General features: G+C 71.0%; 19 protein-coding genes. 2 read left to right on the forward strand and 17 right to left on the reverse strand.

Going from position 1 to position 20305, the window contains the following annotated elements:
- The 17 genes from ACWDX9_RS36470 to pgsA all read right to left on the reverse strand — a co-directional run.
- Positions 1–459: hypothetical protein (locus ACWDX9_RS36470; RefSeq protein ID WP_449962266.1), on the reverse strand; the 459-nt coding region annotated here is incomplete at its 3' end.
- Positions 456–1076: a Holliday junction branch migration protein RuvA gene (gene ruvA, locus ACWDX9_RS36475; protein ID WP_449962269.1), complete on the reverse strand. Its 621-nt coding sequence runs from the start codon at positions 1074–1076 to the stop codon at positions 456–458. The genes ACWDX9_RS36470 and ruvA, both read right to left, overlap by 4 nt.
- Positions 1077–1278: 202 nt before the next feature.
- Positions 1279–1809 carry a crossover junction endodeoxyribonuclease RuvC gene (ruvC, locus tag ACWDX9_RS36480; RefSeq protein ID WP_449962271.1) on the reverse strand — a complete coding sequence of 177 codons (531 nt, stop codon included), beginning with the start codon at positions 1807–1809 and terminating at the stop codon, positions 1279–1281.
- A 116-nt stretch (positions 1810–1925) separates the two neighbouring features.
- A complete protein-coding gene (locus tag ACWDX9_RS36485; RefSeq protein ID WP_449962273.1) occupies positions 1926–3068 on the reverse strand; it encodes a GNAT family N-acetyltransferase in 1143 nt (380 codons plus the stop codon).
- Positions 3069–3128: 60 nt separating this feature from the next.
- A complete protein-coding gene (locus tag ACWDX9_RS36490; protein ID WP_449962275.1) occupies positions 3129–4898 on the reverse strand; it encodes a hypothetical protein in 1770 nt (589 codons plus the stop codon).
- Positions 4899–5047: 149 nt separating this feature from the next.
- The gene (locus ACWDX9_RS36495; RefSeq protein WP_350727170.1) at positions 5048–5800 is read right to left on the reverse strand and encodes a YebC/PmpR family DNA-binding transcriptional regulator; all 753 of its coding nucleotides are present in this window, start codon (positions 5798–5800) and stop codon (positions 5048–5050) included.
- A gap of 3 nt (positions 5801–5803) precedes the next feature.
- On the reverse strand, positions 5804–6382 hold the full coding sequence (gene pdxT, locus ACWDX9_RS36500; protein WP_363972120.1) for a pyridoxal 5'-phosphate synthase glutaminase subunit PdxT: 579 nt from the start codon (positions 6380–6382) through the stop codon (positions 5804–5806).
- A gap of 63 nt (positions 6383–6445) precedes the next feature.
- Entirely contained in the window at positions 6446–7270 is an 825-nt protein-coding gene (locus ACWDX9_RS36505) for an endonuclease/exonuclease/phosphatase family protein (protein WP_449962278.1), read from the reverse strand.
- 36 nt (positions 7271–7306) lie between these two features.
- Complete coding sequence (locus tag ACWDX9_RS36510; protein WP_449962279.1) at positions 7307–8512, reverse strand: MFS transporter; 1206 nt, start codon at positions 8510–8512, stop codon at positions 7307–7309.
- Positions 8513–8531: 19 nt separating this feature from the next.
- Entirely contained in the window at positions 8532–8960 is a 429-nt protein-coding gene (locus ACWDX9_RS36515; RefSeq protein WP_185077116.1) for a MarR family winged helix-turn-helix transcriptional regulator, read from the reverse strand.
- Between the two features lie 87 nt (positions 8961–9047).
- A complete protein-coding gene (locus ACWDX9_RS36520) occupies positions 9048–10724 on the reverse strand; it encodes an alkaline phosphatase D family protein (RefSeq protein ID WP_449962282.1) in 1677 nt (558 codons plus the stop codon).
- A gap of 217 nt (positions 10725–10941) precedes the next feature.
- On the reverse strand, positions 10942–11856 hold the full coding sequence (gene pdxS / locus ACWDX9_RS36525) for a pyridoxal 5'-phosphate synthase lyase subunit PdxS (protein ID WP_350727165.1): 915 nt from the start codon (positions 11854–11856) through the stop codon (positions 10942–10944).
- Between the two features lie 114 nt (positions 11857–11970).
- Positions 11971–12993: a DUF3048 domain-containing protein gene (locus tag ACWDX9_RS36530; protein ID WP_449962285.1), complete on the reverse strand. Its 1023-nt coding sequence runs from the start codon at positions 12991–12993 to the stop codon at positions 11971–11973.
- Between the two features lie 61 nt (positions 12994–13054).
- Positions 13055–13597 (reverse strand): hypothetical protein, encoded by a 543-nt coding sequence (locus tag ACWDX9_RS36535; protein WP_355198438.1) that lies wholly within the window; start codon positions 13595–13597, stop codon positions 13055–13057.
- Positions 13594–14724: a glycosyltransferase family 4 protein gene (locus ACWDX9_RS36540; protein ID WP_449962288.1), complete on the reverse strand. Its 1131-nt coding sequence runs from the start codon at positions 14722–14724 to the stop codon at positions 13594–13596. The genes ACWDX9_RS36535 and ACWDX9_RS36540 overlap by 4 nt, the downstream gene beginning before the upstream one ends.
- Complete coding sequence (locus tag ACWDX9_RS36545; RefSeq protein ID WP_449962290.1) at positions 14721–15629, reverse strand: phosphatidylinositol mannoside acyltransferase; 909 nt, start codon at positions 15627–15629, stop codon at positions 14721–14723. The genes ACWDX9_RS36540 and ACWDX9_RS36545 overlap by 4 nt, the downstream gene beginning before the upstream one ends.
- Positions 15626–16249 (reverse strand): phosphatidylinositol phosphate synthase, encoded by a 624-nt coding sequence (gene pgsA / locus ACWDX9_RS36550; RefSeq protein ID WP_449962293.1) that lies wholly within the window; start codon positions 16247–16249, stop codon positions 15626–15628. The genes ACWDX9_RS36545 and pgsA overlap by 4 nt, the downstream gene beginning before the upstream one ends.
- A gap of 145 nt (positions 16250–16394) precedes the next feature.
- Here pgsA and ACWDX9_RS36555 point away from each other — a divergent pair, with 145 nt between their 5' ends.
- Together ACWDX9_RS36555 and ACWDX9_RS36560 are read left to right on the forward strand one after the other, a co-directional pair.
- Positions 16395–18536: an elongation factor G-like protein EF-G2 gene (locus tag ACWDX9_RS36555; protein ID WP_449962295.1), complete on the forward strand. Its 2142-nt coding sequence runs from the start codon at positions 16395–16397 to the stop codon at positions 18534–18536.
- A 130-nt stretch (positions 18537–18666) separates the two neighbouring features.
- The gene (locus tag ACWDX9_RS36560; RefSeq protein ID WP_449962298.1) at positions 18667–20238 is read left to right on the forward strand and encodes a glycoside hydrolase family 10 protein; all 1572 of its coding nucleotides are present in this window, start codon (positions 18667–18669) and stop codon (positions 20236–20238) included.
- The last annotated feature ends 67 nt before the right edge of the window (positions 20239–20305 follow it).

Below are 20305 nucleotides of genomic sequence, written 5' to 3' on the forward strand. Positions count from 1 at the left end.
GCCGGAGCCCGGACGGTGCGACGGCACCGCGACGGGCGCTCCCGGCGCGCGGCCGGAGCCCACCGCGCCGCGACGGCGGGACGTGGTGCGGTGGAGACCGGCGCAATGCGGTCGGCGACCGGCCGGGCCACGGTGCCGGGCCTGCGACTCGCTCGTCACGGCGAGCAGCCCGTGAGCCTTCACGACCGGCCATGACAGACGGAAACCGGCGTCGGCGCGTGCGGTTACCTTGGCCCCGCCGTAAAAACCGGGCTTGACCGCGGCGCGCGCCGTCACCCTGGCGAGCGCGGCACGAGCGGTCACCCTGGCGAGCGCGGCACGCGCCGTCACTTCGGCCAGAGCGGCACGAGCGGTCACCCTGGCGCGTGCCGCACACGCGGTCACCTCGGCCAGAGCGGCATGCGCGGTCACCTTCGCGCGAAAGAGCGCGGCGCGCGGACGGACGGGACGGCGGGTCATCGGACGCTCAGGGATTGCAGGGCGGCCTTCAAAAGCGCGGCGACCTGGGGACGGCGTCCGGCGGCGAGGTCGGCGTCGGCGACCGGCTCCACGACGGCGACGGCCTCGTCGGCGTCCTTGCTGGAGTAGCCCAGCCCCACCAGCCCCGAGTGGACCTGATCGCGCCACGCCGCCACGCGCCGCTCCCCGTTGAGCGCGGCGTTGACCGCCTCCTCCGGCGTGCCGAGCCGGTCCTTCAGCTCCAGCACGATCCGCTGCGCCCCCTTCTGCCCGATCCCCGGGACCTGCGTGAGCGCCTTGAGGTCCGCGCTGGCCACGGCGACGCGCAGCGCGTTGGGCGTGTGGACGGCGAGCATCGCCAGCGCCAGCTTGGGCCCGACCCCGCTGGCCGTCTGCAGCAGCTCGAACACGGCCCGCTCGTCGTCCGTGGCGAACCCGTAGAGCGTGAGCGACTCCTCCCGCACCACCAGCGACGTGGCCAGGCGCGCGCCCTCCCCGACCCGCAGCGTGGCGAGCGTGCCCGGAGTGCAGTGGGTGAGGATGCCGACACCACCGACCTCGATCACGGCTCCGTCGGGAGCGATCGCGGCCACCTTGCCCGACACCGACGCGATCACAGCCCACCATCCTTCCACGCCGCCGGGGCCCGCACGCCACCGGCGAGGGTCACAGCCCGACATCCTCCCGCATGATCACGGACGACACGCCGCGGGCGCGCGGACCGGCCACGCGGCGCGCGGTCCCCAGAGCCGCCAGAGCCCCCAAAGCCCTCAGGGCTCCCAAAGTCCTCAGAGCCGCCAGAGCCCCCGAGGCGGATGATCACGGCCTGGTGTCCTTCCTGGTGGCCTTGGCGAGGGCGGCGGCGAGGCGGTGCTGGGCGCCGCCGCGCCACACGTGGCAGATCGCCAGGGCCAGCGCGTCGGCCGCGTCGGCGGGCTTGGGCATCTCGCTCAGGCGCAGCAGCCGGGTGACCATGGCGCCGATCTGCTTCTTGTCGGCGGTGCCGCTGCCGGTGATGGCCGCCTTGACCTCGGACGGCGTGTGCAGCGCCACGGGAAGCCCGCGCCTGGCCGCGCACAGCACGGCGATCCCGGCCGCCTGCGCGGTGCCCATGACGGTGCGTACGTTGTGCTGGCTGAAGACGCGCTCGACCGCCACCGCGTCGGGCCGTATGTCGTCGAGCCACTGCTCGATGCCGGCCTCGATGCCGACGAGCCGCGCGCCGAGCTCCTCGTCGGCCCCGGTGCGCACCACCCCGACGGCCACGAGCGTCAGCGGCGCGCCCGGCCGCCCCTCGACAGCGCCCAGGCCGCACCGGGTCAGCCCCGGATCGACGCCCATCACCCGCACCGGCCCGCCCTCCCGTCGCCGAACACCTGTTCGGCACGAGACTTTACCCCGGCCGGGGCGCCCACGCATCGGTAAACGCCCGCACGCCGGGGAAGGAGCCGCTGGCGCGCCTCCGATCAGAAGTAGTCCAGCATGTACGGCCGGGCGGCGAAAGCCGCGTCGAGCGCCTCGTCGTACCGGTCGTCACCGGACATCAGCCCGCTCAACCGCAGCGTCGACGTCGGCACCCCCGCGTACAACGCCGAGAACCCGTTCACCGAGAGCGTGACTCCGGACTCCTCGACAGGCGTCACCGCACCGGACCCGCCCGCGACCTCCAGCCGCCACGACCCCCCGCCACACAACGGATCGTGCACGGTCACCACGGCCTCACAGCTCACGTTCGCCGGATAGCCCCGCCGCTCGACCGCGGCGGCCACGTCCAGCACCCTGAACATCCACCGCGCCTGCCGCACCTCCTCGTTGGACCGCTCCCGCAGCATCCACAGCACCGGGTCGTCCGGAGCCACGGCGGCGACGACATGGCGGGCGACGGAGGACGCGCTGCCGACCAGTGACCACAATGCCCGGGCGGTCTCCGCCGACCCGGCGACCAGGTTCTCCACCTGCATGTCGTCGCCCCGCCACCGGTAGACGACGAAGCCGTCCTCGGCCAGGTAGAGGAAGTCGTCCTTGTTCTCCAGCCACAGGGCCCAGGTGCCCTCGTCCCAGGAGATGGGGCCGCTGGCGCGGGTGGCCGAGTGGACGCGGTGCAGCAGGGAGACGACCTCGCCCGCGTCGTCCGAGCCCATCCTGCGCAGCTTGACCTGCCCGGACGGCCGGATCTGGCGCAGCGCCTCGGCCGGGAGCCGCACCTTGTACTGGCCTCCGGCGTGCTCGTAGCCGATCGAGCGGTAGATCGGCGTGGTGGCCGGAAAAAGCGCGGAGACCGCGTCGCCGAGGGAGGCGGCCCGTTCCACGACGGCTCGCATGAGCAGGCTGCCGACACCACGGCCACGGTCCTCGGGATTGACGGTGACGCCCGCGACGCCCGCCATCGGCTGCGGCCTGCCGTGCCACCACTGCGTGAACCGGCGCAGCCGCGCGGCCCCGGCGAGCCTGGAGCCGTCGAACGCGCCCAGATAGCGGCCTTCGCCGAGGGCCGGGAGCACCGCCCGGCGCCACTTCTCGTTGTCGCCGGGGGGCAGCGGCCCGAAAGAGCGCCTGCGCAGGTCAAGAACGTCGTCGAGGTCTTCAGCGATCAGGTTGCGAATCTCCACGAGGATCCAACCTATGGCGGGCCGCGCCGCCGGTCCACTTTGGGCGGCGGGGTGCCGCGCCTACGCTGCGGCGGTGCGCGCCCGCGAGCCGTTCGTGGTGATGGCGAGCCTGTCGAGGTAGAGCAGCTGGGCGGCCACGACGGCGACCAGCGCGACGGCGACGACGAGCAGCGGCGTGGCGGCGCCGACGTCGGGCTTCGCCGCGGCGAAGGAGCCGAGCTGGGCCATCTGCGCCACCGGCGCGGTGAACAACGTCGGCTTCTGGGCGACCAGCAGCGGCCAGAGCAGGTCCTGGGCGTTCATCAGGGCGACGGCCCCGGCGAGGACGCCCGCCATGGGGAGCGACGGGAGGAACACGCCGCCGAAGAAGTCCTTGTCGGTGCGCTCGGCCAGCCCCTTGCACAGGAGCGTGAGCACGAGCAGGGCCGGGACGCTGACGAGGAGGGGCGGGACGAGGGCCAGGAAGGAGTCGATGAGGCCCATGTTGCGCATGTTCTGCCAGTTGGCGACGCCGAGGGGCCCGGTGCCGACGAACAGCCACGGCGCGAACACCAGCAGCAGCCACTCGCTCCCGCGCCCCAGCGGTCGCAGGCCGCCGATCCCGAGCGCGGCCAGGTAGGCGACGCCCACCGAGACGACCGCTCCGCCGATCGCCGGCACCCACGTGTTCACCTGGGAACGCAGGGAACCCGCCTCGGAGGCGGGCGAGGCGAGCACGCCGTCGATCCACGGCCAGGCGCACACGAGCGCGACGGCGAGGAAGACCACCAGCGCCACGATCCCGACGGCCGTGCCGACGGATCCGGCACCACGTCCAGCGACCGCGCCCGGCGCCACTACCGGTCCCGCCACAGGAGCGACCGCAGGCCCCGCCGCAGGGGCGGTCGGCACTCCCGCAGGGGCCACAGGTGAGGTCGGCACGGCCGCCGCCGGCTCAGGCGCGGTACGCGGGGTCAGCGTGACGCTCAGCCGGGAGGCCGCCACGACGACCGTCGCGACGATGCCCAGCACGCCGAGGATCACCCCCGTGAGGGTCGCAACGGACGCGCCAGGGCCGAACTCGGCCATCCGGAAGGCGGAGTCGTACTCCAGCCCTGCGAGCGTCTCTGTGGAGCGCTCAGGGCCGCCCCGGGTGAGCACGAGGCCGAAGGAGAACGTCTGGAGCCCCACCGCGACCGTGGCGATCGCGACGAGCACCCCCACCACGAGCATCGCGGGCCCCACACCACCGCGAGACGGCCCGGAAAAGTCCTGCACCCCGGAGAAGCCCCGCGGGACGGAGCCGGCGCGCAGGGCGGGCAGGAACGCCATGACCGCCAGCGCGCACACCACCCCGAACGTGCCGGCCGCGACGATCAGCCGGAGCGTTCCAGGCGCGGTCGCGGGATCGCGCAACCCTTCGGCCAGCCCCGCCAGACCCGGCGCGTCCGGCGCCAGCCCGCGCATCCAGGCCGCCGCCACCCCCACCGGCGAGAACGTGACGATCGCCAGCGACAGCGCGATCCGCCCCGCCCTCCGCGGCCACGTGCCCGCCCGGTCGAGCGCCACCGCCAGCAGCGGCGCCACCACCACGGCCACCAGCAACGGCATCGCGACCAGCGACAGCGTGAACCACGCCGCCCGCCAGAACTCGCCGTCGCCCAGCAGCCTGCCGTAGTTGGCGAACCCCACGTACGTGCTCTCGCGCAGGACGCCGCCCCTCTGCAGGCTGAGCCAGATCGTCTGGGCCGTGGGCAGGACGAGCGAGATCAGCGTGCCGAGCAGCGCGGGCACGGCCAGCAGCCAGCCGAGCGCCGGAGAGGGAGCCTGTGGAGGGGTGGGGGAAGTCACGTCGCCCGACCCTACGCTGCCCCGCCTTTTCTCGCACCCGAAGAAAGCCCCGGAACCCACCCGCGCCGAAGAAAGCCCCGGAGCGCCGGACGGGGCGGGCACGCATGGGTAAGGGCCCGGCGTGGCCGAGCCCTTACGTCGTGCGACTGCTAGTCCAGCGCCGCCAGAACGTCGTCCGGCACGTCGAAGTTGGCGAAGACGTTCTGGACGTCGTCGCTGTCCTCCAGCGCGTCGATGAGGCGGAACACCTTCTTGGCGCCCTCCTCATCGAGCGGCACGCTCATCGTCGGCAGGAAGCTCGACTCGGCCGAGTCGTAGTCGAGCCCGGCCTCCTGCAGCGCCTTGCGGACCGGCACCAGGTCACCGGCCTCGGAGACGACCTCGAACGACTCGCCCAGGTCGTTGACCTCCTCGGCGCCCGCGTCGAGGACGGCCATGAGCACGGTGTCCTCGTCGAGCCCGTCCTGCTTGGGCACGATCACGACGCCCTTGCGGTTGAACATGTAGGAGACGGACCCGGGGTCGGCCAGCGAGCCGCCGTTGCGGGTCAGCGCGACGCGGACCTCGGAGGCGGCGCGGTTGCGGTTGTCGGTGAGGCACTCGATGAGCACCGCGACGCCGCCGGGCGCGTAACCCTCGTACATGATGGTCTGCCAGTCGGCGCCACCGGCTTCGAGGCCGCCGCCGCGCTTGCGGGCGCGCTCGATGTTGTCGTTGGGCACGGAGTTCTTCTTCGCCTTGAAGATGGCGTCGAAGAGAGTGGGGTTGGCGTCCGGGTCGGGGCCACCGGTCCGTGCCGCCACCTCGATGTTCTTGATGAGCTTCGCGAACAGCTTGCCGCGCTTGGCGTCGAGCGCGGCCTTCTTGTGCTTCGTCGTCGCCCATTTGGAGTGGCCGGACATTACCTAGAGCTCCCTCACCATGTCTACGAAGTAACGGTGCACGCGCGCGTCCCCGGTCAGCTCGGGGTGAAACGACGTCGCGAGCAACGGCCCTTGACGGACCGCGACGATCCTATCCCCAGGCTCGCACCTGCCCAGCACTTCGACGTCGCCGCCGATGGATTCGACCCAGGGAGCGCGGATGAACACCGCGTGCACCCGCTCCCCCGCGAAGTCCAGGTCGGACTCGAAGGAGTCGACCTGGCGGCCGAACGCGTTGCGCCTGACCACCATGTCGATGCCGCCGATCGTCTGCTGTCCGGCGACGCCGTCCTCGATCCTGTCGGCCAGCATGATCATGCCGGCGCACGACCCGTAGGCGGGCATGCCTTCCTTGATCCGCATCCGCAGCGGCTCCAGCATGTCGAAGGTCTCGGCGAGCTTCCACATGGTGGTCGACTCCCCACCGGGGATGACCAGGCCGTCGACCGCGTCCAGCTCGGCCGGTCGGCGCACGGCGGTGGCCGACGCTCCTGCCTCCTGAAGCATGCGCGCATGCTCGCGCACGTCTCCCTGGAGAGCGAGTACACCGATCGTGGGCACAGTCGATCCTTCCGTCTGGGTGCGGGTTCCGACAATTCAACACCAGGATGGCCTGGGATCTTCCTAGAGGGCCACTTTGACGTGGACGGGCTTGTGGTCGGACAGCGTCATGTCCCGCCCGACGCGGCAGCTCCGGACCGTGCCTTCGGGCGCGAACAGGTAATCGAGTTTTTTACCCTCCCTGGTCCACCGCCCGGTGCGCCGCGTGCCGCGCTGGTCGCATTCCTCGTACGCGCGGTAGAGCGGAGCGACGGCCCGGCGGCCGGCGGCGCTGCCGTATCCGCTGTCCGGGGGCGCCACGTTGAGGTCTCCGCCGAGGATCGTGCGGTGTCCCGGCTCGGCCGCGATCTCTAGCAGCCGCCTGATCTGCCTGGTCCGGTAGGGGGCGCCCGGTTGGCGGTCGTCGTCGGCCCGGCCCGAGGACAGGTGGGTGCCGCAGGCGCGCACCTTCCTGGCGGGGACGGTGGCGCAGAGGACGGCCCGCGTGACATACCAGGGCGGGGCGGGCAGCGGGTGGGCCTCGAAGGTGGCGGCGTCGCCCGCCACGGCGACCGCGATGCTCTGGGCGCCGCGCGGGCGGCCGAGGCGGTCGGGGTGGCAGGCGTACGGGGTGCCGTCGTGGGAGGTCAGCCCCCATGAGCCGATGGTCCAGTTCCGTCCGGTGCGCTGCTCCAGCCAGAGTTCGAGCGTGCCGGCCGCGCCCGTGCAGAACTCCTGCAGGAAGATCACGTCAGGAGGGCCGTTCTTGATCGCGTACCCGCCGATGCTCTGCGCCAGTTCGAGCGCGCCCGCGCGGTAGAGGGGGCACGCCGAGTTGGTGCCCGCGCAGACGTTCCAGGTCATCACGGACAGCTCGGCTCTCGGGGGCGCCGTGAGCAATCCGGCCACGAGTAACAGGACAGGTCCCACCATGTGGGGAAATTATCAACCAGCGGGAGCCACGGCGTCCTGGAGCGTGTGGTCGGCGTCCACCCGGCTCAGGACGCGCAGGTGGTGGCGCCGGAGGTAGAGGATGGCCATGCCGACGAGGCAGCAGGCGGCGCCCAGCGCGTACGGGACGGCGACGCCGATCTCCTCCCCCAGCTTGGTCGCGATGAACGGGGCCAGCGCGCCGCCCATCCAGCGCACGAAGTTGTAGCCCGCGGAGGCGACGGGCCTGGGCGCGTCGGAGACCTCCATGGCCGACTCGGTGAAGACGGTGTTGTTGAGGCCGATGGGGATGCCGGACAGCACGGTGAACAGGATGATCCCGACGTGCCCGGACAGCGCGATGCCGATCTGGAACACGGCCAGCAGCGCCAGCGCCAGGTGCAGCACGTTCACCGAGCCGATCTTGCGCTGCAGCGGAGGCGCGCCGAACACCGAGGCCAGCGCCACGCAGACGCCCCACCCGAAGAAGACGGCGCCGATGCCGTACGGGGACATGTGGAGGATGAACGGGGTGAAGGCCAGCACGGTGAAGAACGCGAAGTTGTAGAAGAGCGCGGTGAAGGCCGTGGTGGACAGGCCGCCGTGGGCGAGCGCCTTGATCGGGGCGGCGAGGCTGGTCCTGGCCGCGGGCTTGGGGGTGGCCCTGAGCAGGGTGACGATCAGGACGAAGCCGACTGCCATGAGGGTGGCGGTGCCGAAGAACGGGGCCCGCCAGTTCCAGTCGCCGAGCAGGGCGCCCACCAGCGGGCCGGCGGAGATGCCCAGGCCGAGCGCGGCCTCGTACAGGATGATCGCGGCCTCCGCGCCGCCGCTGGCCGCGCCCACGATGACGGCCAGCGCGGTGGCCACGAACAGCGCGTTGCCCAGGCCCCAGCCCGCGCGGAAGCCGACGAGCTCGCCGACGCTGGTGGAGGTGCCGGCGAGCGCGGCGAAGACGATGACGAGCGCGAGCCCGGCCAGCAGCGTCCGCTTGCCGCCGATGCGGCTGGAGACCCAGCCGGTGATCAGCATCGCCACCGCCGTCACCAGGAAGTAGCTGGTGAACAGCAGCGACACCTGGCTGGGGGTGGCCTTCAGACCTTGGGCGATGGAGGGGAGGATGGGGTCCACGAGGCCGATGCCCATGAAGGCCACGACCGCGGCGAACGCGGTGGCCCAGACGGACGTGGGCTGGCGCAGAATTCCGCCGCCGGATTGCATGGGGCTCCTTTACCGGGCTTTATCGGGGGTTGCGGCCGAGCTTGGCCAGGACGGGCAGCGCGGCCGCCAGCGTGGCGCGCTCGTCGTCGGTGAGCGCGGCCAGCTCCTGGCTGAGGTGGGCGATCCTGGCCCGCCGCACGGCGAGCAGCCGGTCGCGGCCCTCACCGGTCAGCTCGACCGTCCTGACGCGGGCGTCGGCCGGGTCGGAGCCGCGCGCCACCAGGCCGGCGTCCTCCAGGCGGTTGATCTGCACGGTCATGGTGGGCAGCTGGACGGCGTGCTCCTCGGCCAGCTCGGTCATGCGGCGCGGGCCGGGTTCGAGCGAGCCGAGCACGGCGTACTGCTGGCTGGTGACGGGTTGGCCGGCGACGGTGCGCCTGAGCAGGAGGACCAGGTGGCGCAGCACCGTGGAGACCTGCTCGGCCAGGCGGGTGGGGTCGTCCCTCATGCTTAGCCCAACTAACTTAGTCTGGCTAATATTCCGGCAAGAGAAAAGCGGCACCCCGAGCCGGGGTGCCGCTCTCCGGGGCTGTCGTCAGGGACGCTCGGTCTCCAGGCGGACCGTCTCCTCCACGGTCAGCTGCTGCTGGGCGCGCAGCGTCGGGTCGAGCGGCCGCAGGTACGTCTGCTGCACCCCCGGCACCCGGTCCTCCACGACGAACGTGGCCCGCGTGTAGACCTCGGCCCCCGGGGTCTGCACCTTCGGCACCACCCTGAAGTCCGCGGTCATCTGGTCCCGCTCGATCTTCGTCAGCACGTAACCGCGCTGGTTGTTGTAGAACTTCAGGTGCGGGTTGATCGCCAGGAACGGGTGCGTGGACGGGTCGGAGTCCGCCCCGTTGCCGCCCGTCGAGATCGAGGTGGCCACCAGCTCGGAGCCCACCGACGGCCCGGTCGGGTCGTCGTAGTTCAGCTTGAGGTCGCTGGCCCAGTGGGCGTGCACGTCGCCGGTCAGCACGACGGCGTTGCGCACCTTGGCGTCCACCCAGCCCTGGGTGATGCGCTGCCGGGAGGCGACGTAGCCGTCCCAGGCGTCCTGGCTGGTGATCTTGGCGGGGCCGGCGTTGTTGTCGCGCTGGGCGAAGAAGACCTGCTGGCCGATGATGTCCCACTGCGCGCGGGAGTGGTGGAAGCCGTCCAGCAGCCAGGATTCCTGCTCGTTGCCCGTGATCGAGCGCGCCGGGTCCACGGCGGCCGGGCAGTCGCGGTAGCCGTCGCCGCAGCCCTGGTCGTCGCGGTACTGGCGGGTGTCGAGCATGTGGAACATGGCCATCCGCCCCCACCGGATCCGCCGGTAGAGCTGCATGTCGATGCCGCGCGGGATGGAGGTGCGGCGCAGCGGCATGTTCTCGTAGTAGGCGCGGAAGGCGGCCTCGCGCCTGGCCAGGAAGTTCGGCTGGGGGACCTCGGGCTTCTCGGGGATCTCGTCGGCCCAGTTGTTGTCGACCTCGTGGTCGTCCCACACCACCAGCCACGGCGCGGCGGCGTGCGCGGCCTGAAGGTCGGGGTCGGCCTTGTACTGGGCGTGGCGCTGGCGGTAGTCGGCCAGGGTCTCGGTCTCGGGGCCCTCGTGGTCGCGGACGTTGCCGCCGGGGATGGTGTAGGTGTCCTTGGTGTACTCGTACTGGTAGTCGCCCAGGTGCAGGACGAGGTCCGGGTTGTCCTCGGCCAGCCTGCGGTACGAGGTGAAGTAGCCGTGCTCGTACTGGGCGCACGAGACGAACGCCATGGCCAGCGAGCTCCCGTACGAGAGCGGGTGCGGCGCGGTGCGGGCACGCCCGACCGGCGAGACGTACTTGCCCACGCGGAAGCGGTACCAGTACTCGCGGTCGGAGCCCAGCCGGTCGACCTCGACGTGCACGCTGTGGCCCCACTCGGGCGTGGCCACGCTCACGCCGGAGCGGACGACGCGGCGGCAGTTCTCGTCGGCGTACACCTGCCACTGCACCGGGAACGGCCGCTGCGGCATGCCGCCGAACCCGTCCTCGGCCAGCGGCTCCTGGGCGAGCCTGGTCCACAGGACGAAGCCCTCGTGGTCCGGGTCGCCGGAGGCGACGCCGAGCGTGAAGGGGTCGGTACGCAGCTCGCGCGAAGCCGCCGCGACGTCGGGATCGGTGCCGGGATCGGCGAAGGCGGTGGTCGCGGGGATGGTCACGGCGGCGCCCGCCGCTAACCCTGTGACCAGAAAGTGCCGGCGGTTCAGCTTGGACACGAGACGCTCCTGTGACGATCAAGGGTGAGGGGGACGCCAGGTAGCTTTACTGAAGATCATGACTACTTGGTGAACGCCACACAACACCAAAAAGGCGACATCCTTCGCGGATGCCGCCTCATCTGGCGATTTTCATCGTCACGCTGTGGTGTGCCCCCGCCTGCCGTACGTGATCATGTCACACGGTCAGGCCGGGCGACCGGCAACGACGCGCCGCCTACCAGCCGCGCTCGGCCAGGCGGTGCGGCTGCGGGATCTCGTCGACGTTGATGCCGACCATGGCCTCGCCCAGCCCGCGCGAGACCTTGGCGATGACGTCGGGGTCGTCGTAGAAGGTGGTGGCCTTGACGATGGCCGCGGCGCGCTTGGCCGGGTCGCCCGACTTGAAGATGCCCGAGCCCACGAACACGCCCTCGGCCCCGAGCTGCATCATCATCGCGGCGTCGGCCGGGGTGGCGATGCCGCCCGCGGTGAACAGCACGACCGGCAGCTTGCCGGTCTTGGCGACCTCGACGACCAGCTCGTACGGGGCCTGCAGCTCCTTGGCCGCGACGTAGAGCTCGTCCTCGGGCAGCGAGGTGAGGCGCTTGATCTCGGCGCGGATCGTGCGCATGTGGGTGACGGCGTTGGAGACGTCGCCGGTGCCGGCCTCGCCCTTGGAGCGGATCATGGCCGCGCCCTCGGTGATGCGGCGCATGGCCTCGCCCAGGTTGGTGGCCCCGCACACGAACGGCACGGTGAACTGCCACTTGTCGATGTGGTTGGCGTAGTCGGCGGGGGTCAGCACCTCCGACTCGTCCACGTAGTCGACGCCGAGCGCCTGCAGGACCCTGGCCTCGACGAAGTGGCCGATGCGGGCCTTGGCCATCACGGGGATCGACACGGCCGCGATGATGCCGTCGATCATGTCGGGGTCGCTCATCCTGGACACCCCGCCCTGGGCGCGGATGTCGGCGGGCACACGCTCGAGGGCCATGACGGCCACCGCGCCGGCGTCTTCGGCGATCTTGGCCTGCTCGGGGGTGACGACGTCCATGATGACGCCGCCCTTGAGCATCTCGGCCATGCCACGCTTGACACGGGCGGTTCCGGTGACGGGGGTGCTTTCAGGCGTGCTGGTCGACACGGTCATCCTCACGGCTCTCACGGCTTCGGTAAGTTATCAACCCCATGGTAGGTCCTGAAGGACCCCTCCCCCGACATGCCAAGATGTCAGGATTTATCGCCATACTTGGACAGATAGGCGCTAGGGGATGACGGGTTTGCGGCTGGCGAGCGCCACCCAGACCTGGCCGGGCGCGAAGTTCATCGGGTCGCCGCTCTCCGTGGTGAACGTCGTACCGGTGTCCTCGGATTCCCGCTCCCAGTTCGCCTTGTACGCCTTGCCGTCGCGCAGCACGATCGCCTTGCCCTTGCCCGTGGTGTGCACGAGCGGCGTGTAGCTCTGGTTCTTGTCGTGGAACTCCGAGCGCTCGGTCTTGGTGTACTGGATGACGACCGTGGGCGCGCCGAGCTGGCCGCCCTCCGCCGCCATGTCCTTCTTGCCGTCCTGCCAGATCAGCCACTGCTTCTTCTCCTCCGACCAGGCGAAGGTGAAGCGCGCCGCGGGCCACTTGACGCTGTACGACTTCTTGTCCACGCCGCCCTCGGCCGGGGCGTCGCCGAAGGTGAAGCCGATGTCCTTGGCCTTGCTCGCCTTGGGGGCCTTGCCGAGGAGGTCCTTGGTGTTGGCGAAGAGGTTGTAGGGGGCGAAGCGGCCCGGCTGGCGGAAGTAGGCGCCGGGGTTGCGCGTGTCGCCGACGTCGAACAGCGACGCCTTGGCCACGAACGGCAGCATCTTGGTCTGCACGCCCGAGTAGGCGAAGGCCGGCTTGCCGAACTGCGGCGTGATGTGCAGGTCGGAGATGCGGGCGCTGCGGACGGGGCCCACCTTCGCCGGCACCTTGGAGGAGAAGATCGCCATGAGCCGGGTCAGGCCCGCCTCGACCTGCTCGATGTAGACGATGTCCGCGCTCTTGAGGCCGAGCTGCGGCTTGCCCGCCGCGGTGTTCTCGATCTTCACCGCGAGCACCGGCTTCAGGCCGCCGTCGTACGGCTTGCCCGTGAACGGGTGGCCCTCGGGGGCCTCGGTGGGCTCCTCGCTGGGCGCGGCCGTGGCGGCCTGGGGCGCCTTACCCGGGGCGGGCGCCTCCGAGGAGGAGCAGGCCGCGACAGGCAGCAGCACCGCCGCTCCGGCCAGTGTGACCGTGATCATCCGGGGTAGCCGCACGTGAACACTCCTCGCTTCAGCCCGAAAACGGGATGAAGCTTACTGGCTTCCCCAAATGAGGTCATTCAGTTGCCATAGCTGCCGGCGGATTGTCATCGATTTCGAAGAATTGCGGATATTCGGTATGGCCCGCCAGGCGGAGGGTTCTGGCCAGCCAGCGCCGCTGCGCCGCCCGCGTGACCGCAACCGCATTGTTGTAGAAGCGGCGCGAGTAGACGACCTTGGCCACCGCCGAGTCGAGCTCGTCCAGCAGGTCACCACCGCCGGGCGACTCCGCCAGCTTCTCCCTGAAGCGCTCCTGGTCCACGACCGCGCGCAGGGTGCGCGACAGGTCGCTCTCGGCGTGCTCGCGCTCCTCCGGGCCCGCGCTCCTGGCCTCGTGCGCCGCGGCGGCCAGCACCAGGGAGGTGGCGGGGTCGAGCAGGCGCGAGCCGGCCAGCTCCAGCACCACCGCCCTGCGCCGCATCAGCGCGGCGTCCAGCGACTCCTGGGCCAGCTCCAGCCGGATGTGCAGCCGGTCGAGCCGGCCCGCGCGCCAGGAGATGTAGACGGCCGTGAGCACCACGACGAGGCCCACGACCAGCACGATGATGGTGGATGTCACAGATCTTCCTCCACGCGCCCCGCCCCGCTCGTGGCGACCGTCTCATAGACGCGTGCGACGTCCCGCGCCACCGTCGACCAGTCGTACTTCCGCACCGCCACCAGCGCCTCGGCGGCCAGCTTGGCCCGCCGCTCGGGCGCGTCGAGCAGCGCGCCCGCCTCGCGCGCCAGCGAGCCGGCGTCGCCGTTGGCGAACAGCGCGCCCGCCTGCCCCTCGCCCAGCACCCTGCGGAAGGCCGGGATGTCGCTGGCCAGCACCGTCGCCCCGGACGCCATGGCCTCGGCCAGCACGATGCCGAAACTCTCCCCGCGCGTGTTGGGCGCGCAGAACACGTCGACCGAGTGGTAGGCGCGGATCTTGTCGGCCTCGCTCACCATGCCCAGCACGGTCACCCGGTCGTGGAACTCCTTCGGCACCCGCTCGTAGACGTCCTTGGCGTCGCCGGGCCCGGCCAGGAGCAGCTTCAGGCCCGGCCGCTCGGCCGCGAGGGTCCTGAACGCGTCGAGCAGGATCGGCAGGCCCTTGCGCTCCTCGTCCATCCGGCCGAGGAAGCCGATCGTGGCGCCGTCGGGCCCCCAGCCGTCGAGCGGCTCGGCGTCGGTGTAGCGGGAGACGGTGACGCCGTTGGGGATCAGCACGGCGTCGCCGCCGAACTGCTCGACCAGGCTCTTGCGGGCCGCGTCGGAGACCGCGATGCGGCCCATCAGCTTCTCCAGCGCGCTGCGCAGCAACGGCTCGGCCACCGCGATGGCCCGCGAGCGCGTGAACGACGCGTGGAACGTGGCCACGATCGGCCCCCTGGCCGCCCAGCAGGCCAGCACGCCCAGGCTCGGGATCAGCGGCTCGTGGATGTGCAGCACGTCGAAGCCGCCCGTACGCACCCACCGCCGCACCCGCGCGGCCGACAGGAAGCCGAACGACATCCTGGCCACCGACCCGTTGTACGGCACCGGCACCGCCCGGCCGGCGCCCGTCACGTACGGGGGCAACTCGTCGTCGTCGGCCGCCGGCGCGATCACCGACACCTCGTGCCCCTGCGCGATCAGCGCCTGGGCCAGGTCGTCGATGTGCTGCTTGACCCCGCCCGGCATGTCCCACGAGTAGGGGCAGACGATGCCGATCCTCATCGCGCGAGGTCTTCCAGCCAGAGCCGCTGCAACATGTGCCAGTCCTCCGGGTGTTCGGAGATGCCCTTCTCGAACACGTCGGTCAGCCCCTGCGCCACCGCCGCGACCTTCTCCTGCCGGGTGCCCTCGGCCGGGACCGGGACCTCCTCGTGGATGTGGATGCCCCAGTCGTCGCCCACGTTGTAGAGGATGGCCGGGAGCAGCGCGGCCCCCGTCTGCACGGCCAGCAGCGGCGGCCCGGCGGGGACCTTGGTGGTCGCGCCGAAGAAGCGCACCTCGACGCCGCCCTTGGTCAGGTCGCGCTCGGCGGGCAGGCACACGACGCCGCCCTTGCGCACGCGGGTGGCCAGCGTGCCGAAGTTGTGCCCGTCGCCGCCGGTCAGCGGCAGCACCTCCATGCCGAGGCCCTCGCGGAAGGCCACGTACCGGCGGAACAGCGACTCCGGCTTCAGCCGCTCGGCCACGGTCGTGAAGGGGTGGCCCACACCCACCAGCCACGCCCCCGCCTGGTCCCAGTTGCCCATGTGGGGCAGCGCCAGCACCACGCCCCGCCCGGCCGCCACGTTGGCGTGGACGTGCTCGGCCCCGATGGTGTGGCTGCGCCGCACGATCTCCTCGACGCTCATCGACGGCAGCCGGAAGATCTCGTGGAAGTAGCGGAAGTACGAGCGCATGCCGGCCCTGCTGAGCTCGCGCATCTCGCGGCTGCCCGCCTCGAGCCCGGTCACCCTGGCCAGGTTGGACTCCAGGCGGCGCACGGACTTGCCCCGCCTGCTCCAGATCCGGTCGGCCAGGAAGCGGAAGACCGCGGCCGTCGGGCGCTCGGGCAGCAGCGGCACGAGCTTCCAGCCCGCCGCGAACCCCGCGGCCACGACACGATCACCGAAGGACGCCTTGTCGCTCATCTCTCCCTCGTCTGCCGGTGGACGGCCACCACGCGCTGCCCCACGGTGAACACGCTGGCCGCGGCGAGCAGCCACATGCCCACGGGAAGAATGTACGGAACGCCGAGCCCCGCGAAACAGGACGCGACGAGCGCGACGACCAGCCGCTCTGGCCGCTCGGCCAGCCCCACGTCGGCCGTGAGCCCGAGCCCCTCCGCCCTGGCCTTGGCGTACGACACCAGGGAGCCCGCGATCAGGCACACCAGCGTCACGGCCGCCATGAGCGTGTCGTGCTTGGAGATGAAGTAGAGGATCAGCCCGGCGAAGATGGCCGCGTCGGCCACCCGGTCGAACGTCGAGTCGAGGAACGCGCCCCAGGTGGAGCCGCCCTTCCCGCCGAGCCTCGCCACCACGCCGTCGAGCAGGTCGAACAGCACGAAGACGGTGATCGCGAGAGCGCCCCAGGTCAGCTGACCCAGGGGGAAGAAGAGCAGGGCGGACACGACCGTGCCGAGGGTGCCGATCGCCGTGACGGCGTTCGGGCCGATCCCGCGGCCGACGAGGGCCCTGCCCAGCGGGGTGAGTATCCGGGTCATGGCCGGGCGCAGGAGTTTGAGCATCGCGGTCCGATCGTAGGCCATGGAACGCCTGACAACTTTCTTTGCCCCACCCCCCTTGTGATATCCGCCACAGGGGTATTTGGTGAACACACCGCGTCCATGCGGTTTCCAGACACCCTCCGCTTGGGCGCGGTCGTTGGGACATCCGGCGACGTGGGAGGCTGTTGTGGCAGAGAAGAACACCGGTGGCACTGCGGGAGCCGCGGGCAGGGCACCCACGGCCGACAGGGCGGATGCGATACGCAATGTCGTGCTGGTCGGCCACTCAGGAGCGGGTAAGACGACCCTCGCCGAGCAGCTGCTGGCCGCGACCGGCACCGTCCAGCGCGCCGGCCGGGTGGAGGACGGCAACACGGTCAGCGACTTCGACGAGGTGGAGGTCCGTCAGCAGCGGTCGGTCAACCTCGCCGTGGCGCCGCTGGTGCACAACGGCATCAAGATCAACCTTCTCGACACCCCCGGTTACGCCGATTTCGTGGGCGACCTGCGCGCGGGACTGCGCGCGGCGGACGCCGCGCTGTTCGTGGTGTCGGCCGCCGAGGGGATTGACGGCCTCACCCAGATGCTGTGGGAGGAGTGCGCCCAGGTCGGCATGCCGCGGGCGGTGGTGATCACCAAGATCGACCACCAGCGGGCCGACTTCGACGAGGTCCTCGTGACGTGCCAGGACGTCTTCGGCGACGGCGTCGCGCCCCTTTACCTGCCCGTCATCACCAACGGCCACGTGAACGGCCTGATCGGGCTGCTGTCGCAGAAGTTCTACAACTACGCCACGGGCACCCGTACGGAGAAGGAGCCCGGGCCGGACTACGCGGCGCAGATCGAGGAGCGCCGGGGCGAGCTGATCGAGGGGATCATCCAGGAGAGCGAAGACGAATCGCTCATGGAGCGCTATCTCGAAGGCGAGCCCATCGACACCAAGGTCCTGGTGGAGGACCTGGAGAAGGCCGTCGCGCGCGGCAGCTTCTACCCGGTGCTGTGCAGCGGGCTCGGCGTCGGCGCGCCGGAGATCCTCGAGATCATGACCCAGGGCTTCCCTTCACCCCTCGAACACCCGCTGCCCGAGATCACCGACCTGTCGGGCAAGCCGGTCAAGAACATCGCCTGCGACCCCGACGGCCCGCTCGTGGCCGAGGTCGTCAAGACCACCAGCGACCCGTACGTGGGCCGCATCAGCCTCGTACGCGTCTTCTCGGGCACGTTGCGCCCCGACATGACCGTGCACGTGTCCGGGCACGGCCTGGCCGACCGCGGGCACGAGGACCACGACGTGGACGAGCGCATCGGCACCCTGACCTGCCCGCTGGGCAAGCAGCAGCGCCCCGCGGCCAAGGGCGTCGCGGGCGACATCATCGCGGTGGCCAAGCTGTCGCGCGCCGAGACCGGCGACACGCTGTCCGAGGTCGAGCAGCCGCTCCTGATGACCGCCTGGGCCATGCCCGACCCGCTCCTGCCGGTGGCGATCAGGGCCAAGTCGAAGGCCGACGAGGACAAGCTGTCGCAGGCCCTGGCCCGGCTGGTGGCCGAGGACCCGACCCTGCGGCTGGAGAACAACGCCGAGACCAGGCAGCTCGTCCTGTGGTGCATGGGCGAGGCGCACACCGACGTGCTGCTCGACCGCCTGGCCAAGCGCCACGGCGTCGAGGTCGAGCGGGTCGACCTGCGGGTGCCGCTGCGCGAGACGTTCGGCGGCAAGTGCCAGGCGATGGGCCGCAACGTCAAGCAGACCGGCGGCCACGGCCAGTACGCGATCTGCCACCTCGAGGTCGAGCCGCTGCCGTCGGGCGGCGGGTTCGAATTCGTGGACAAGATCGTGGGCGGCGTCGTGCCGCGGCAGTTCATCCCGTCGGTGGAGAAGGGCGTGCGGGCCCAGATGGAGCGGGGCGTCGTGGCCGGCTACCCGATGGTGGACGTGCGCGTCACCCTGTACGACGGCAAGGCGCACTCGGTCGACTCCTCCGACATGGCCTTCCAGATCGCCGGCCAGCTCGCGCTGAAGGAGGCGGCCGCGAAGGTGCCGACGCTGCTGCTGGAGCCGGTGGACGAGCTGTCGGTGCTCGTCGCCGACGACTACGTGGGGTCGGTGATGTCCGACCTGTCGTCGCGGCGCGGGCGGGTGCTCGGCACGGAGCCCGTCGGCACGGGACGTACGCTGGTCAAGGCCGAGGTGCCCGAACTGGAGATCACCCGGTACGCCATCGACCTGAGATCCATGTCGCACGGCACCGGGACGTTCCAGCGGGCCTTCCTGCGCTACGAGCCCCTTCCGCCGAACCTCGCGAGCAAGGTGGCCGTCACCGCGGACTGAGGCCTGGACGAGCCGGGAGGGCTTTGCTCCCTCCCGGCCCAGCCGTTTACTTTTGTCACAGAAGCATCACGAGTCGATTTCTTTTTTTCGTACCGAGCATGCCGGAGCAACTGCCACACTGGGTGGCACTATGCGAACTGGACGCCCACTCCTAGCCGCTGCTGCTCTCGCGGTCGTCACCACCTCCGCCGCCTACGTCTTCGGCCCCGGGGCCGGGGAGAGCCCAGCAGCGACCAAGAAGAAGACGGCCGTCGCCGCCGCACCCGACGCATCCGCCGCGGCCTGCAAGGCCGACGCCGACTATCCCAAGCGCGAGCTGCGCGGGGTGTGGATCGCCACCACCCAGAACATCGACTGGCCCTCCAAGACCGGGCTCTCGCCCGACCGGCAGCGCGCCGAGTACGTCAAGATCCTCGACGGCGCCGCCAAGCGCAACCTCAACGCGGTCTTCGTCCAGGTCCGGCCCGCCTCCGACGCGCTGTACAAGTCGTCGCTGGAGCCCTGGACCCAATATCTGACGGGCACGGCCGGCAAGGATCCCGGCTGGGATCCGCTGCCGTTCCTCATCGACGAGGCGCACAAGCGCGGCATGGAGTTCCACGCCTGGTTCAACCCGTACCGCGCCTCCTACGGCGACAGCGCCGCCAAGCTGCCCGCAGGCCATCCGGCGCGCAAGCACCCCGACTGGACGATCAAGTACGGCGGCCGCCTCTACTACAACCCCGGCCTGCCGGCCGTCCGCGACCACGTGACCAAGGTCATCACGGACGTGGTGTCCCGGTACGACATCGACGGGGTGCACTTCGACGACTACTTCTACCCGTATCCGGCGGCGGGGCAGAAGTTCGACGACGCGGCGGCGTTCGCGAAGTACGGCGACGGCAAGAAGCTCGCCGCCTGGCGGCGCGACAACGTCAACACGCTCGTCGCCCAGGTGGACAAGGCCGTCCACGACGCCAAGGGGTACGTCAAGTTCGGGATCAGCCCCTTCGGCATCTGGCGCAACAAGTCGAACGACCCGACCGGCTCGGACACTTCGGGCATGTCCGCGTACGACTCGATTTATGCGGACGCGCGCGCCTGGATCAAGGCGGGCACCGTCGACTACGTGCTCCCGCAGCTCTACTGGCCGCGCGGTCACAAGCTGGCCGACTACGACACGCTGGCGGCCTGGTGGTCCGACGAGGTCAAGGGCACGGACGTGCAGCTGTACATCGGCCAGGGGCTCTACCGGGTGGGCGCCAAGGACGACCGGGCCTGGACGAAGCCCGGCGAGCTGGCCGCCGAGGTGGGCGTCAACCGTGATCACAAGCAGGTCAAGGGCGAGGTCTACTTCAGCGCCAAGAACTTCCTGGACAACCCCCTGGGGTCCGTGGACCGCGTCGCCAAGAACCACTACTCCCGTCCCGCCCTGCTGCCCCTGATCAAGGAACGCGGCGGCTCCGCCCCTCCCGCCCCCGCCGGCCTCAAGGCCAACGGCACCCAGCTGTCCTGGAAGCCGTCCCAGGGGGCGCGGACGTACGCGGTGTACCAGGTGCCCAAGTCCGGCAAGGACTGCCACGGCACGGACGCCCGCAACCTGGTCGCCGTCGTGACGAGCCCGTCGTTCACGGCCGCGCCGGACGGGACCTACGCGGTCACGGCCGTGGACCGGCTCGGCCACGAAAGCAAGACCACCAAGGTCAAGACCCCGGCCCCCTGACGCCTCCACTCACCCGGCCTGGCCTCACGCGGGGCACCAGCCCATCAGGCCCGCACCACACCGGCCC

The organism is Nonomuraea sp. NPDC003201 (assembly GCF_053590415.1).